This window comes from Opitutaceae bacterium (assembly GCA_041395105.1).
GTDB lineage: Bacteria > Verrucomicrobiota > Verrucomicrobiia > Opitutales > Opitutaceae > B12-G4.
In genome coordinates this window covers 749227-764539 of record JAWLBB010000001.1, presented here as the reverse complement: position 1 = coordinate 764539, position 15313 = coordinate 749227, and the positions used below count along the sequence as shown (strand labels likewise).

Here is a 15313-nt window from a genome sequence, read left to right as displayed (position 1 = left end):
ATCAACGGGAGACCGTCGCTCCACCGGTCTGCGGAGATTTCTGTAACAGTCGGCTCATCACAATGTAGAGGACAGCCGCAATGAACCAGCCGGGCAGGCTGACAAAATAGATCTGGGTGTATCCCGCCTGAACCAGCCAGAGGCAAACCCCGAGGGTGACCAGCCAGGCAGCGGCCGCCGCCCAGTTGATGCCCACTCCGTTGGCTTCGGCATAGAACGGTCGGAAGCCGAATCGTCGCGCCATCCAGAAATCCACGAAGACCACCGCGCCCATCGGCATGAGGATCAAACCGTAAAGAGCCACAAACCCCAGGAGCTTCATCGCAATGGCCGGAAAGAGTCCGGCAACCGCCGCCAGCATCCCGGTCGCGAACGTCACCTTGAACCGGGAAATCTTCGGCACGATGGCTTGAAAGGCCAGACCGGCACGGTAGATGGTCGGGTTGGCTGTTGTCCAGCCGGCGACGATCACACAGATCAATCCCGCCACCCCCGCGGCTCCATAGGCCAAGGGTCCCGGCAGGACCGAGGTATCGGCCGGATTCCGGTGCAATTGCAGCGCAAAGAGAATCGAAGCCGCCATCCAGGCCAGGAAATGGCCGAGATACATGCCCGAGGCGGTCGCGATTCCATACCAGGATTTCTTCGCGTAGCGAAAAACCGAAAGATCGGACATCCCGATGTGCATCGCCATATTGCAGAACCAGGCGAAGAACATCACGTGCAGAAACGTGAACTTCACCTGGCCCGGCAACGGGTCACCGCCTTTCCAGATGGAGGATTGGAAGAGCTGGATGAAATCCCCGATCGAATGGATCTGCGTGTTTGTCTCGGTCAGAAATTCCTTGAGTCCGATCAGTCCGAATCCAATGAAGACCAGGACCATCCACGGGGCCGCATAGTTGGCAATCCGCGCCACCCAAGCGTAGCCGTAGGCGGCGATCACTGCAATGACTGTCCCGACGCACAGCACTGCGACAACCCAGCCGACACTGTTTGGATACAGGTCATTCAGGCCCGGCATCGGGAAATGGAACCAGACCCCCACCGCCGTCGCGGAAACGGTGACCATCGAACCCGCGAGGAAGCAGAACATGATCCCATTGGCCAGATTGTAGACGACCACCAGTTTTCGCCCGCAGATTTTCTCCAATTGGTAATAGAGCGTCAGTCTTGCCCGGGTCGCGATTGGTGCCGTGATCAGGGTCCAGCTCAACACGGCCAGCAGGTTGCCCAGCAGCAATCCGAACACCAGGTCGAAGGCGCTCACCCCCGCCGCCACAAAGAGCGGCCCCAGCATCAATTCGGTTCCCGCCGTATGCTCGCCCGCATACTGGCCGATGAAACTCTTGAAGCCCAGCCAGCCGCTCGCCGGCACCGGCTCGCGCTCATACTCGCTCACCTGCAGGTCCGCAGTGTCCTGGGGTTGTTCAGCCATGGGTCAGGGTACAGACGCCTGTGCCGGGTCAGTGAATCGAACTCTCGAGATTCTCCCCGATCAGGGCAAGACATTCGATAGCGGCCAGACCCCATTGGGCGGTGTCATTGGTGGACACCCAGCGGGCCTCCTCCACCGGTCGGAGAACCTGCGGTCCCGAGATGCGGATCCTGGGCAGAGGCTCCGTCGAAGGTATCCTGCGGCCCCGGTCAAGGAACTCCTCCCAGGCGCGACCCGCCAACTCCGGATCTCCGGAAGCCGCCGCGGCGTAGGCTGTCAGTCTCGAGTGACCCTGCCGCAAGCCATTACCCCTGAGCTCCACCCCGAGCCGACGTTCCTGCTCCTCCGGAGCGGCGCTGTAGAGTTCGCAATAATCCAGCCAGGCCCGACGAAACTCCGGCACGTCGAGCAACTGGTTGAGCTCGGCGCACACTTCGACCAGACCAAATACCGCGTTGAGGTGAGACAGTCCCACTTCCTGGCTGTCCGTGATCGCGAAGGCACCCGTATTGAGATTCATCGTCACGCCCACGCTGAAGAATCCCTTGGGCTGGGCGCCGATCGTCCGCATGCCCGCCTCCAGTCGATCGCGCATCAACGCACTTCCGGTCCGTTCCCACTCCGTCAGCCACGCGCCGGCCAGCGAGCCCCAATCCGTGCCGAAGCTCAATCCGACCTGTTCGGCGCCGGTTGTCTCCCCCCGGTCCAGGTCGCCTGCCGTGACTGCCGACGCCAGCTTCCGTCCCGGCGGAACTCGCAGAAGGGCGTGACCCGCTTCGACCTGCGCCCGCATGAGATCACCGAAGCGTTCATCTCCCGTCAGGAAATAATAGTAACGCCGGTTGATTGCCGTGCTGATCCGCAACTGCTTTGCGCTGCACCCCCAATGCAGGACATTGTGCCGCGAGCCGAGCGGCGCGAATCGGCCGCGATGATGCACATCGACCTCCCCGGTATGCCGGGTCATGGCCTCGGCGAAACGGAAGACGTCGGCCCGGCCGCTGCGCAGAAAATGCAGCCAAAGCCAGATGTCCGTCGAAAGCTCGGAATTGTCCCAGGCAAACCCTCCGACATCGTAACGCCATTCGTGCCGGTCGCTGTCGTAGGTGTGCATGACATCACCGTAGTTCCAGAAGCCATACCAGCGCCGCTGTTCCTGCTGGTCGCGGTAGTATTCGAAATTGGAGTCCAACCGATCCTCGATCGCGGCCCTGGCAGGCGTGGACCGGTCGACCGGGCACCAGATATTCCCGAACACGCCGCAGGCCTGAAGGTATTCCGGAGTGGTCGTGACGATCGGCGGGGCCCTCAGAGTCGCGCCCAGTTCGACCAGGCGTTCGCGCGAGGGAGTCGCGGACAGCACCCAGACCTGCATCTCACTGGTCCGGGCCACCCCTTCCGGCGTATCAAAACCCGGTTCGTAATCTTCGTAGGTTATTTCCAGGCCGCCATTGTACTGCTTCTCGTAGGTATCCTGACCCAGACCATCATGGTAGGAGCGAAGATCCATGGCCGGGGCATCCGGAGCCCAGAGCCACAGAGTGACCTCGGCCGCCTCCCTCGTCGCTCCACGGATGTCAAACTGGGCGGGATAGCTCTGCCAGAAGTTGCGGATCCCGAAACCAAGGCCACCCCCCGGCGTCCCCAGATAGCCGAATCCCCCGGCCCGCTGCCCCTGAGCCGGGGTCAACCAGGTATAACCTTCTTTGGTTCGTTTTCGAATCTGGAAACCGTCCGCGTTGGGCTGGACCAGCGTCCAGTCATCGTAGGCCGGGATATAGGACATCCGGGTGGCCACCCGCTGATCCCATTCCTCCAACGGCGGCGTGGCCCGGCCCGCCACCTGCGCCTGCCGGATTGCTTCGCCCGGATCCCGTCGCAACCCCGTGATTCCCCGGATCGCCTCGCCGAACAAACCGTCTTCCTGCCCGGTAAAACGCACATGCCGATCGTGCAGATCGGCGGCCAGGGGAACGGTGAAGCGAAGGCCCAGTCCGGTAATGAAATCGCTGTTCTGGTCGCCATCGAAAATAATCGTGTGCATCACGCGGACAGATTCGCCACCGGCGTAAAAATACAGCCGCACCACAAAGGGAAGCCATGCCCGGTCTGCCTTGGCGTGCCGCCCTTCGATCCGGACCACCGCCCGAATCGGACCATCCTGCTCCAGGGTCACCGCCTCGATCCGACCGGCAAAGGCCTGCTCGCGCGTCACCCCGGGCTCACTGCGATCCTGCAGCAGGCAGACCAGACGCCCGTTCCGGCCGATGACAACCCCGTCCCGGCTGATTTCGGAAATGATCACGTCACCCTGCTTCGCGATCCGTGCATCGATGACGCCTGTGTTGATCCGGATCTCGTCGGCCGATTCAACCGCGGTCAGGGGTCGGGCCGGAACCGCCGGGACTCCGGTCCCCATCTCGTAGCGGTCCGATGCGGCAACCTCGGCCGGAATCGCGTGGGCCGTCCATTTCAGCGATCCATCGGGCCAGAAAGCCGTGGGCCAGCTCTGAACCGGCACACTCTCGCCCTCGCTCGACCTCAAGGCGAAGGTTGCGTCCGGTCCATGCTGTCCCCGAGGCCAGGGCATGCCCCAAGTGGCTCCCGTCAGGGCCGCCGGAAATGAACCATCCAGCCAGCGGACCGGGGCCGGGCTTCCGACCGGGGATTTGGCGCCATCCCGGGCTTCCCCGGCCGATCGTGCAGAGGTGGCAAATGGCAGGGCGGCGGCAGTGAGGGCGGCGGCTTTCACGAAATCACGACGGGTAAGGTTCTGGCGATCAGAGAGGGGTGATGGCATAATGGGGTCCTCATGACGTCTGGAGGCGGCTCTCCGGATCGTTTCTTGGAACGAGTTCATCCAGACTGAAATTCTCACTGCAGAGTGTCGATCCATTGATGAAGGCGCGATCGAGCGCATCGGGAAGGTCACGGATGGCGCGTATCATCTCCCCCGACTCCGTCCCGCCCACGCGAACCAGGTCGATCCGCGAAGGATCCACCGTCCTGATTGAGGACAAACGATGGGTTTCATCGATGAGAACGGTATGTGCTCTGGCCGACTTCGCGGTGGCGATGAAAACCGACGGATCGGTCAGCCTGCGGAAGACCGATTGAACCATCCTCCTCCTCGCCGCCTCCGCGGTCGGAACCGGCCTTTTCTCCACCGCGCCATCAAAACGGGTGATGGTGCACGTTTCATCATAGAGCCAGACCGCCCGGCCCTCTGATCCGAGGATATGAATCTCGGGCTCACGCTCCACGGTGCAGGCATGGCTCGCGCCAAACCAGAAGTCGATTCCACCAGGCGACCGGGCCCGGATCACCCCGGTGTCAAAGCTCTCAATCGCATGTGCCCGGAAAAGCTCGGCATCCACCAGGCGGGCCGATGCCGTGGAACACTGCTCCTCGCCCGCCAGGAAAAGCGCCAGATGGACAAAATGGGCCAACGCATTGTTGAAGGGTGAATCGAAGATGGCTACGTCGTCAGTGAACAGCCGGCCCGCCCATTGATTGCGCGCAAAATAGGCATTGGAACGCGGCCACAAACCGATGAAGCGGATCGCCGCCAACTCGCCGACCGCTCTCTCAAGCAAACGCTCCTTCAACCAGGCGGTCGTCTCCACATACATGTCCTGGAAACCGACCGCGACGAACCGTCCGGTTTCCCTTTCCGCATCAAGAATCGCGTCGGCGTCCTGCACGCAGCCGGCGAGCGGCTTTTCCACCAGCACGTTCATGCCCGCCCGCAGCGCGGCCACCGTCATCGGAGCGTGCCAGCGGATCCCGGTGGGCACAAAGCAGAGGTCCAGCCGTCCCTTTTCGGACACCACAAAGTCATCGAATGTTGAATACACCTTGACGCCGCGTTTGAGCAGATCCCGGACGATGGCCACTTCCTCGTCGGGATTGATGACCACGGCGGCGGCGAACTCCGCCCGCCCTGCGTCCTGGGCATCGCGCAGAAGCGCCAGATGGATACCCGCGTATCCCGATACTCCGACCAGGCCCACCCTCGGGATTGAGTTCGATGTTGAGTTCATGAGGAGGCGAGCCGGAGGAAAAGCCAGAACAGCCCGAGGATGCTGAAGGAGAGGGCCAGGCAGGCGGCGAAACCAACCGCATCCACAAGGTTCCAACGGGTGAATTCCCAGGAGGATCCCGGAAAAAGCTTGGCCTGGTCGAACCGATGGGGGTCAGCCCGGGTCTCGGCCATCGCCGCGGCCTCGAGCTCCGGGTCGGCCCCGACCGGCGTCTTCATCTTGCCAAAGAATTGATCCGTCCTGTCGAGCGGCGGCGGTTTCGTGAAATAGCTGACCAGGATCAGGATGACAAACGGGAGGGCTCCGTCGTAGAAGAAGCGGGCGGCATTGCGGCCGCTCGGGGAAAGTCCGGCCACATCGAGGCCGATCCGGTCCAGGACTACCAGTTCAAGATGGAAACGGCCCTGGCCAAGGCGCGGACTTCCGGGATCGTTCGGATCCGATCGGACGACCGAGTCGAAAAAGACTGCACTGGTCCGTCCGTCCTTCAGCGTCACTTCCCCGGTGAGCGCCGGGGATTGGCCGACGGACGGAACCATCGACGGAAGCCACGCCGGAATCATGATATTGAGCACCGCACAAACCAGGACAGCCGACCAGACGGCCGCCCCGGACAGCCGCCGCCAAAAGAAGATCAGCACCACCGCCGCGCCAAACGGGACATTGACCGTGAGCAGCAATTGGACAACCGCATAAACATCATCCATCGAAGCCGCCGCGATCACCCCGATCGAAAGGATGACCACGATGGAAATCCGGCCGGCCAGAACCGACCCGCGCTCCGTCGTCCCGGGAAAGAGATACTTGAATACGTTACGGGTGAAGAGTGCCGAGATCGCCATGGTCTGGGCGGCGATCGTCGACATATTGGCGGCCAGCAGTCCGGCCATCATCAGACCAAGAAACCCCGGACGCAGAAGCTGCAGCGCCATCGTCCCCCAGGCCGAGTCAGGATCGGACAGGGTCGCTTCGCCCCGGTAGAGGGCAATCGCGATCAAGCCGACGAACGCCCAGAGGATGATCATGATACGTTTGGCGTAAGTCCCGGAAACTGCTCCGAACCTTGCGGCGAACTCGTTCTTCGCCGATCCCGCCACACCCATGTTGCCGATGATGCCGTGGATCTGGACAATGCTGATGAAGAAGATGCCGACCAGTTCCCAGAAACCGATGCCCCCCGCGCTCAACAATTGAAAGCTCGCCTCCGGCACCTTCTCCTTCAGCGCATCCCAACCCCCGATTGCCGCCAATCCACCGGGGATGAGCAGGACCGAGAAGACGATGATGAGGACACCCTGAAAGGCTTCATTGACGGCGGCCGCGGCCAGTCCGCCCATCACGATATAGCCCCCGATGATCAGCGAATAGGTGATATAGTAGCCCCACTTGCCAACAGGGGAATCGAGATAAGAGACAAAGCTGCGCAGTTCCCCCCGCTTCCTTTGCTCCTCCAGCACACCGAGCCGGACCGCCCCCTCATTGGAGATCACACCCGACTTGTACTGTCCGCTCAGGGTATTGAATTCCCGGTAACCCTCGACCGAAAGGCGTTCCGTCTCGGTCCAGGCCGACTCCGGCTTCACAATGAGCGAGGCCGTCACTTTGTAGGCCACCAGGTTGCCGAAGCCGATCGTGACAATGACCGTCGCGCAGATCTGGAAGATCGCATAGAAACGCGCCAGTGCCTTGGTACCGAAGCGGTCCTCAAACAGATCCGCCACCGTCACCAGGCGGACCCGTCGAAACCAGACGTTCATGAACCAGTAGTAGGGGTTCATGAACAGCGTCTGCAGGGCCAGCCAGACCCCGGACACACCCTTCTGATAAACCAGGCTCGCAGTGCTTACCGCACCGTTGGCATCCGTCGCATTTCCGAAATTCAGAAAGAACTGATAGGCTTTCCCCAGCTTCCGTCCGGCCAGGAAATACCCTTCCTCGCTCTGCTGTCCGTGGGATGCGCGCTTCCCCAGATAAACGACCACCGCGAGGTAGGCGACGATGGCGACACTATCGAGAAAGTGGATCCCGCTCATGGCACTAATGGATGTTCAGGACTGTCTCCAAATCTCTCCGAAACAGTTCCGGAGACCCTCCGCTGCGATAGGCACAATTGCCAAACCCGCCCAGTGTAACCTCATCGGCTGGTTTCCAATCGCTGCGGGCGATCTGGAAAGAGCCTCCCCCGCCCCTGCGGGGGAGGTCTCGATACGACACTAATGCACGACTGTTCTGACTCCTGACGAAGGCTAGAAATCAAAAGTGGCACTGAGGATGAACTGACGCGGATCGACGATGCGGAAGGCGGACTCCGACCCATCGTAGTTGACCGACACGGGCTGGAGGCCGCCGCTCTCGAAGACGTCGACCACGTTCAGCTGAAGTTTCAGCCGGCTTCCGTCGCCAAAGCGGGTGGTGTAGCTGACCCAGAAGTCCACGTAGGTCCGGGCGTCATCCCAGATGGGCCTGTCGACGTCGGCCAGCACCAGGTCGTCCGAGCCGGTGCCCGGGTTCGGCCTGCCGTAATAGCCGATGATGGCCTTGTCCTCCCACCGAACCGCGCCGCCGACTCCGAACCCTTCGAGCGCGCCCTCGGTGAAGTTGTAGCTCGTCAGGTAGGTATAGTGATACCGGCGCTGCCCGGGCGAGGCCTGACCCTCGAGTTCCTTCGCGATCGCCACCTGCGGGTTGACGATGTCATCCCAGTAGGCCTGCACGTTGGGATAATTCGGGTCCTCACCGGTCACCGTCGAGGCATAGCCATAGCTGTTCCAGAAATCGACCAGGTTCACTGCCCGACCGGCGTCGTTTGTGTAGGTGGCCAGGCTTTGGTACTCCGGCTTGAGGTAGTTTGCGGCGCGGGCGCCCGACCAGACCGGGTCGCGATGGTCGAACCAGGCGTCGAACTCCTTCATCACGTTCGCATATACCGTCTCCTGCTTGCCCCCGGTGAACTTCATGGTCCAGTTGGAGGTCGGGTTGTAGGTGATCTGCACCTCCATGCCCTCGGCCTCGGCGGACCGGGTGGCGTAGACCGAGCCAATGTCCTCGTAATACGTGTAGGGCTGTTGCCAGATGACCTCGGTCGCGGCCCGCACGGCCTGCTCGTCGGCCTCCGAAAGGGTCGCATTGAAGGTCGCCGAATCAATCGGATCCATCCCCATGTTGATTTTGGCAATCGTGCGCGCCCAGTTGCGGAACGTGTCGGTGTCCACGTTGCCGTTCATGCGGCTGATCGAGGTGCCCGGGTTGGTCCGCTCGTTGTCATTGGTCATCTTGAACCAGTTGAAACGGGCAAACAGTTTGTTCTGGAACAGGGAGAACTGGATGCCGTAGTCCTCGCCCTCACCCGTCGGCTTGGGCAAGGGGGTGCCGAACACATCGACCTGCGCCGCCGTTGGAGGATTGAAGTTGTCGGACCGGTTGTAGCTGAAACCGAGACTGCTGATGAACTCGTTGTCGATGGCGTCCCAGCGTTCGAACGGACGGATGACCGCGCCGATCGTGCTGGTATCCCCACTGAGTTCGTCCCACCGATTCCAACGGTTGAAGATGGTCTCGGTCTGGTAGTAACCGTTGACCCACTTCTCCTGGTTGGTCATGCCCGGTGCCACCTGGTTGCCGTCCTGATCCAGGATCGCACCGTTCGTGGTCGCCCGTGCCTTGTAGTCGTCCCGGCGGATGCCGAACGTGGTCACGATGCGGTCATCCCACCAATGGCTGGTGATGCCGGCGCTGTAGGAGTCGACCTGGCGCTGGGACCGGCCGGTGTGGGCCGAATGGTCGATGTATTCGGTCGTGTACTGCAGCGGCTCCCAGGTGCGGGAGTCCCAGTTGAAGTAGGGCAACTGGCCGGTGAAGCTCATGTTGTTCCACTCACCCGAACTCTGCTTGACCGAGCCGTCGGGTGTCCCCCCTGCTGAACCCACATAATAGATACGCTGCACGCTGCGGTTCTCAAGGTTGTAGCCCGTCGGACTGCCGTCGGCATTGTTGTTCGGGTTCTTGGTCAGGTTGACCACATTCTTGGCGCCTTCCTCGCTGCTCGTGATGTACCAGCGCTTCCGCCAGAAGCTCCCGGTGTCCCGGTCGGTCGAGAGCAGACCCAGGATCTGATGGCGGCCCAACCACTTGGACCATCCGTCATTCTCCGTGAAGTCGGGCGTCCAGGCCAGCATGACGCGTCCGCTGTCATGGCTGTTCTCGATCACGAACTGATCGGGATCGGTCGGGCTCTCCAGGTAAGGCTGGCCGAAGTAGGGGTTGACCTCCCCCTGCGGCGTGTGGGTGTTGGTGTCGACAAACAATGTGGCCACATTCAGCTGGGACACGGTGTAATTGGTCGTCGACGCAAAGTCCTGCCGAAACCAGCCCGCACTCAGATTCACCTCCGGGAGGAGCTCCTGCTCAAACTCGATGTTGAAGGTCTTGTTTTCCTTATCTCCGAAATTCATCTCGAGCAGATTGACCGAGGTCCAGTCGTAGATCGACTGATCGGTGACGCCCGGATACCGGTAGCTGCCGATACCGTTGCCGGCCGCGTAGAACAGACCCGATTGGGAGTAGGAAGTGTTGTAGGCCGCATCCCGGACCGGATCGGCGAAGATCTCGGCGTCCGAACCCCATTGCGGCGCATTCGCCGCCGGATTCGCTGCTGTGCCGTAACCCAGTCGATACCGGTCAGCGCGGTAAAAAAGGTAATCCAGGGTGTTGCCGTCCGCGATCCGTATCTTCGGACGGGAATCGTTGCCCAGCCACATGCCGGGGGTCTGAAGCACCGAATTGGCATCGGTCAAGGCGACGCCGCCGTAAATGTTCACCCCGTTGTACTTGGTCCGGTCTCCGTTCCAGAGGTCTGCGTTATAATTGGGGAGGGACTCGATGTAGGCGCGGGTCTCCTCGATCCGCGGCGAGCCGCTGCGCAGGGCCAGCGGACCGGCCGTCTTCCCGGTCGACGACTGGGTGAGCGTCCCGGTGGAGGGATCGTAGCCCCAGCCTCCGCCTTGGCGCCACGGGGTGACGGCATCGCGGGGGGTCAGGGTGTTGGGACGCCGGTTGTCGTTGTCATACCACTCGAAGCCGGCGCTGATCTTGGTCTTGGAGAGCGGCTTGTAGGTGGCCGCGCCGTAAAACCGCGTCGTCTTGTCGTAGGACGGTTTCCGCTCGAACTGCCGGTTGTCGTAGAGGGCCGCGCCAAAAACAGCGAGCTTGTCCTGGATCAGTGTCCGGTTGAAGGAGAGGCTGCCGCGGTAGGAACCGCGATCGTCAAATCGAACCCCCACCCGGGTGCTGTCCTTATTGATCGTCCCCATCGAATTGGTCTGGTTGACAATACCGGCGGGGCTGCCCATGCCGAAAAGCATGGAGTTCGGTCCGCGGTTGATCTCGACCGACTGGATGTTGTACGCATCAAAAGGCACCTGGGCGTTCGACGGATAGTAGTTCAGGGTTGTCGTCGGCTGGCCGATGCCCCGTACGCGGTTGGCGATGGCGACCGTCTGGGACTGCCCGTCAGCGCCATGGGTGAAGCCGGAATTGAGGTCGACCACACCGTCGTTGCGCAGGGACTGCACCGCGGGTGTGTAGGTCTCCGCGCCTTCGGTGTTGGCCTCGTAGCGAAAGACGTCGTTCATATCGATCGAACCCGTGTCTTCCATCTGCTCCAGGGTGACCACCGTAATGGATGCGGCCAGGTCGGAAACCTTGGTATTCATGCGGCTGCCCATCAGCGTATTGGCCGCATAGTATCCACTGTTTCCGGACGCATCGACCTCGAAAGGCGAAAGCTCGATGATCGGCTCTTCGGCTGGGGCGGGAGCCGCGGGCGCGGCCTGCTGGGCATTGAGACTGAGCGCAGCGGCAAACGAAACGAGGGACGCCAGGGTCCATCGAATCGGAAGATTTCGGAGGCTTCTTGTTTTCATAGGGTGGTAGGGGTGAGGGTTCTGTCAGGTTCCATTCGCTATCGGGTTTCGATCACTCGGCTCTACAGGATCACCGAACGCGACGACTTCCCGACGACTGCAGCAGCTGCTGCGGAGGTCCGGAGGTGAGAGGGAAATCTCGAGGGTTCGTTCACGTTCGACGGGTAGAAATCGAGCGAAGGGGTTTCGCTGTGGAGCAAGGCAACACAAACACCCACGGACGGTCGAGAGTGTCCGAATTCGAACAGTAAGATCGAAGGGAGGACCAAACCGGAAACACCCGGCCCCGGCAACCGGAGACCGAAGGTTCGACCCCTCAGGCTCGAGCTTTCTTCCGGAGTTCCCGCCAACGCGCCAGGCGCTCCACGATCGCCGCTTCCTCTCCCGATGAAACCGGCCGATAAAAGGTCTTCGGATCGGTCATGTAGTCCTGACCGGAGACCGCTTCCCTGTAGTCGTGGCTGTAGAGGTAACCCTCGCCATGCCCCATGCGTTTGGAGGCCTGGCCCCCGGTGTCGCGAAGGTGGACGGGAACCTGCTGAACCGGTTCATTCCTGATCGCATCCGTCGCGGCAGCCAGGGCGAGATTGGCCGAATTGCTCTTCGGTGAAGTCGCCAGGAAAACCGTGGCATGGGCCAGATTGTAGCGGCACTCCGGCAGGCCGACGAAATCGCAGGCCTGGTGGGCGGCCACTGCGATCGGCAGGGCACGCGCATCCGCCAGTCCGACATCCTCCGACGCGAGAATCACCAGCCGCCGGGCGATGAACCGCGGGTCCTCCCCCCCTTCCAGCATCTTGGCCATCCAGTAGAGGGCGGCGTCAGGATCCCCGCCCCGGACGCTCTTGATGAAGGCGGATATCGTATCGTAGTGCTCGTCTTCATCGGCGTCGTAGCGGATCTGCCGCTCCTGCGCGAAAACCTTCAATTCTTCCGAAGTGATGACCGCCCCGGCCTGCAGACTGAGCACGAGCACCTCGAGCGCATTGAGCGCACGGCGCAGGTCCCCGTCACAGAGCTGGGCCAGATCCCGCAGAACCGCATCATCCGCCGCGCAACCATGCTCACCCAGACCCCGCGCGGAATCCTCCAGCGCAGCACGGAGAACCGAAAGCACGTCATCCTCCGCGAGCGGTTCAAGGCGAAAAAGATGACTGCGACTGAGGAGCGGCGGATTGACGTAAAAACCCGGGTTGTGCGTCGTCGCCCCGATCAGCCGGATATTGCCCTCCTCCACATCGGGCAGCAGCAGATCCTGCTGGGCCTTGTTGAAGCGGTGAATCTCATCGATGAAGAGGATGGTCCGAAACTCGGGGCGCTGCCGGGCCAGTCCAAGTATTCCACGCAGCTCGGCTACATTTGACATGACGGCGTTGACCCGGACAAAGCGGCTGCCGGTCTCCGCCGCAATCGCCTCGGCCAGGCTCGTCTTGCCGCAACCCGGTGGTCCGTAAAAAAGCAAACTCCCGAACCGGTCACTGCGGATCAACCGCGGAAGCAGGCTGCCGGCCTTGAGGATGTGCTTCTGGCCGACCACTTCACTCAAGCCGCGCGGCCGCATCCGGGCGGCCAGCGGACGCCCGGACCGTCCTTCGTCCAATGAAGGCACCGGTGGTTTGGCCTCGCCCAAATCCAGCGAAAATTCATTCTGATCAGCCATCATCGCGCTGAACATACCCCATCTTCCGCCCGAAGGGAGCGAAAAATCACACCCCTCGGAATCGAACGGTGGAAATCGGATTCAGACCTGCACATGATCACCGTTCAAAACCAGTTCCGACCGACGCTTCTTCGAGTCGAACCATGATCCGCGACGATCGAGACCGGGCGCCGATCCTCTGGCTCCTCCTGCCCATCACCGCCGGGATCGTCCTCGCCCGGCTCTTTCCCGAAACTGCCACGATGGGGCTGCTCCCTGCCGCACTCGCGATCGCGGTGGTGGCATTGATGACATCAGGCTCGCAAACCCACGCGATCACCCGCCTCTGGTCCACGGCCCTCCCCGCCGCCGCCTTCCTCATCGGGCTGGTTGCCTTCTCGATCCGCGATGCCCACCCCGCGCGCTGGACCGAGCTCCCGGAGCGCGAAATGACCGCAACCCTGAAGATCGACCGGCTCTTCGCCCGCCCGGACGGTTCGTCCCCGCTCTCCGGCCTCGCGCGGATTCGCGAAACCGCACCCCACCTCGCCGAGTTGGAGGGACAACGCATCGCTTTTCGGTTCCGATCAGCCCCCGGGATGCCCGGGGTGGCTCGGGGACAGGTTCTCGAGGGACGTGGTCTCATTCATGCCCTCGATCCGGATCCGGATGATGGCTTCGGCCAATACCTGCGGGATGCCGGCGTCTACTTCGAGTTCAACCGGGTGGAGGCCACCACCCTCGTGGCTGAACCGGGAGCCTTCCGCAGAATGACCACCCGCGTTGCCGGGCATCTCGAGTCAGTTCTGAGGCAAGGTCTGCCCGATTCCCACCCCCTGGCCGGCGTCTACGTCGCCATGCTCCTCGGCCGCAAGTCGGAGCTTTCCGAAAACCAGCGCGAACTCTTCCTGCACAGCGGCACCCTTCATCTCTTCGCGATCAGCGGACTCCATATCGGCGTCATCGCCATCACCCTCTACAGCCTCTTCGGCTTCCTGCGGATTCCCCCACGGATCGGCGCGGCCCTCGGCCTGGCCATTCTCTTCATCTTCGTCGACGCCACGGGCGGAAGCCCCTCGGCCGTCCGAGCCTTCGCCATGGCTTTCTTTGTCTGGGCCGCCCGGGTCTTCGAGCGCCCGGGCAACCTGATCTCGGCGCTCGCGGTCTCCGCCCTCGTCATTCTGCTGGTCGATCCGCACCAGCTTTTCGCCACCAGTTTTCAGCTGTCCTACGGGGTTGTCCTGAGCATCCTCCTGCTCGGCGTGCCCCTGGGTCGCCGGTGGACCGCATCCTGGAAACCCTTCGCCATGCGACTCCCGGACGAGCAGACCCGCTGGACGCGGTTTCTGACCTGGATTGGCCGGGGAAGCCTCTCCGCGCTTGCGGTCAGTCTGGCCGCCACTCTCGTCTCCACTCCGGTCGCCATCGCCGCCTTCAACATCTGGTCACCGGGAGCCGTCATCGGCAACGTCATCCTCGTTCCGGGGGCCTCACTCACCATCGTGGCGGGCTGCGCCTCCATGCTCGCGGGGATGATCGGACTCTCCGTTCTCAGCGTGCTTTTCAATCACGCCGCCCTCGTGGCCCTCTGGGCCATGGAGGGGCTCATCCGGGTCGGTATCCTCCTGCCCGGCATGTTCTGGCCCGCCGCCCTCCGCCTCGACGGGCTGGGAGCCTCCATGCTGCTACTTCTCATCACCCTCCTCCTCTTTGGCTATGCCTGGGGATGGAAACGCCTGCCCGGCGGCTTTTTCACCCCATTTCTCGCCCTCGGACTCTTCCTCATATTTGGGGTGACCTTTGGCGGAAGATCCCAAGAATCCACTTTCATGAAGAGCGCTTACGAACTTGCCATGGAACGCCTCAACGCCTCCGACGACGGGGATTCCAAGCCGATGACCGAGGAGATGAAAAAACGCCTCGCCGAGGTCGACACCATCTACAAGGGCAAGATCGCCGAACGTGAGATCTTCCTGAAATCCACCCTCGTCCAGGCCCAGTCCGCCCGCAAATGGGAGGAAGTCGAGCTGATCGAAAAGCAGATTGTCTCCGAACGCGCCCGTCTCGAGGAAGACCGCGAGGCCAGGAAGGAGAGGATCCGCCAGGGCAAGGCCTGACCCGAAACAATACGTAGCATGCTACGGCTTGTTTTGGCGTCTCAAACCATACGTAGCCCACTACGGTTGGTTTGACTCCTCCGGTTCCGTCACCCGATAGGTACCACCCCCGATGCTTCGGAGGACGGCCCGGCGGTCCGTCCCTGTCCATCAGG

General features: G+C 62.0%; 7 protein-coding genes. 1 reads left to right on the top strand and 6 read right to left on the bottom strand.

Annotated features, from left to right (window positions below; translation table 11 throughout):
- Position 1: 1 nt before the first annotated feature.
- The 6 genes from R3F07_02990 to R3F07_02965 form a co-directional block, all read right to left on the bottom strand.
- Positions 2-1438, bottom strand: coding sequence for a hypothetical protein (locus R3F07_02990; protein MEZ5275331.1), 1437 nt, complete (start codon positions 1436-1438; stop codon positions 2-4).
- 28 nt (positions 1439-1466) lie between these two features.
- Positions 1467-4238, bottom strand: a complete 2772-nt coding sequence (locus R3F07_02985; GenBank protein MEZ5275330.1) for a twin-arginine translocation signal domain-containing protein — start codon at positions 4236-4238, stop codon at positions 1467-1469.
- A gap of 10 nt (positions 4239-4248) precedes the next feature.
- Positions 4249-5481 (bottom strand): Gfo/Idh/MocA family oxidoreductase, encoded by a 1233-nt coding sequence (locus tag R3F07_02980; GenBank protein ID MEZ5275329.1) that lies wholly within the window; start codon positions 5479-5481, stop codon positions 4249-4251.
- A complete protein-coding gene (locus tag R3F07_02975; GenBank protein MEZ5275328.1) occupies positions 5478-7514 on the bottom strand; it encodes a hypothetical protein in 2037 nt (678 codons plus the stop codon). The genes R3F07_02980 and R3F07_02975 overlap by 4 nt, the downstream gene beginning before the upstream one ends.
- A gap of 213 nt (positions 7515-7727) precedes the next feature.
- Positions 7728-11402, bottom strand: a complete 3675-nt coding sequence (locus tag R3F07_02970; protein MEZ5275327.1) for a TonB-dependent receptor — start codon at positions 11400-11402, stop codon at positions 7728-7730.
- A gap of 316 nt (positions 11403-11718) precedes the next feature.
- On the bottom strand, positions 11719-13065 hold the full coding sequence (locus R3F07_02965; protein MEZ5275326.1) for a replication-associated recombination protein A: 1347 nt from the start codon (positions 13063-13065) through the stop codon (positions 11719-11721).
- A gap of 140 nt (positions 13066-13205) precedes the next feature.
- On the opposite strand from R3F07_02965, the gene R3F07_02960 reads away from it, so the two are divergent.
- Positions 13206-15158, top strand: coding sequence for a ComEC/Rec2 family competence protein (locus tag R3F07_02960; GenBank protein ID MEZ5275325.1), 1953 nt, complete (start codon positions 13206-13208; stop codon positions 15156-15158).
- Positions 15159-15313: the final 155 nt, after the last annotated feature.

Coding starts and splice junctions, on each gene's coding strand:
- R3F07_02990 (MEZ5275331.1), bottom strand. CDS start 1,438: ATGGCTGAACAACCCCAGGACACTGCGGACCTGCAGGTGAGCGAGTAT.
- R3F07_02960 (MEZ5275325.1), top strand. CDS start 13,206: ATGATCCGCGACGATCGAGACCGGGCGCCGATCCTCTGGCTCCTCCTG.
- R3F07_02965 (MEZ5275326.1), bottom strand. CDS start 13,065: ATGATGGCTGATCAGAATGAATTTTCGCTGGATTTGGGCGAGGCCAAA.
- R3F07_02985 (MEZ5275330.1), bottom strand. CDS start 4,238: ATGCCATCACCCCTCTCTGATCGCCAGAACCTTACCCGTCGTGATTTC.
- R3F07_02970 (MEZ5275327.1), bottom strand. CDS start 11,402: ATGAAAACAAGAAGCCTCCGAAATCTTCCGATTCGATGGACCCTGGCG.
- R3F07_02975 (MEZ5275328.1), bottom strand. CDS start 7,514: ATGAGCGGGATCCACTTTCTCGATAGTGTCGCCATCGTCGCCTACCTC.
- R3F07_02980 (MEZ5275329.1), bottom strand. CDS start 5,481: ATGAACTCAACATCGAACTCAATCCCGAGGGTGGGCCTGGTCGGAGTA.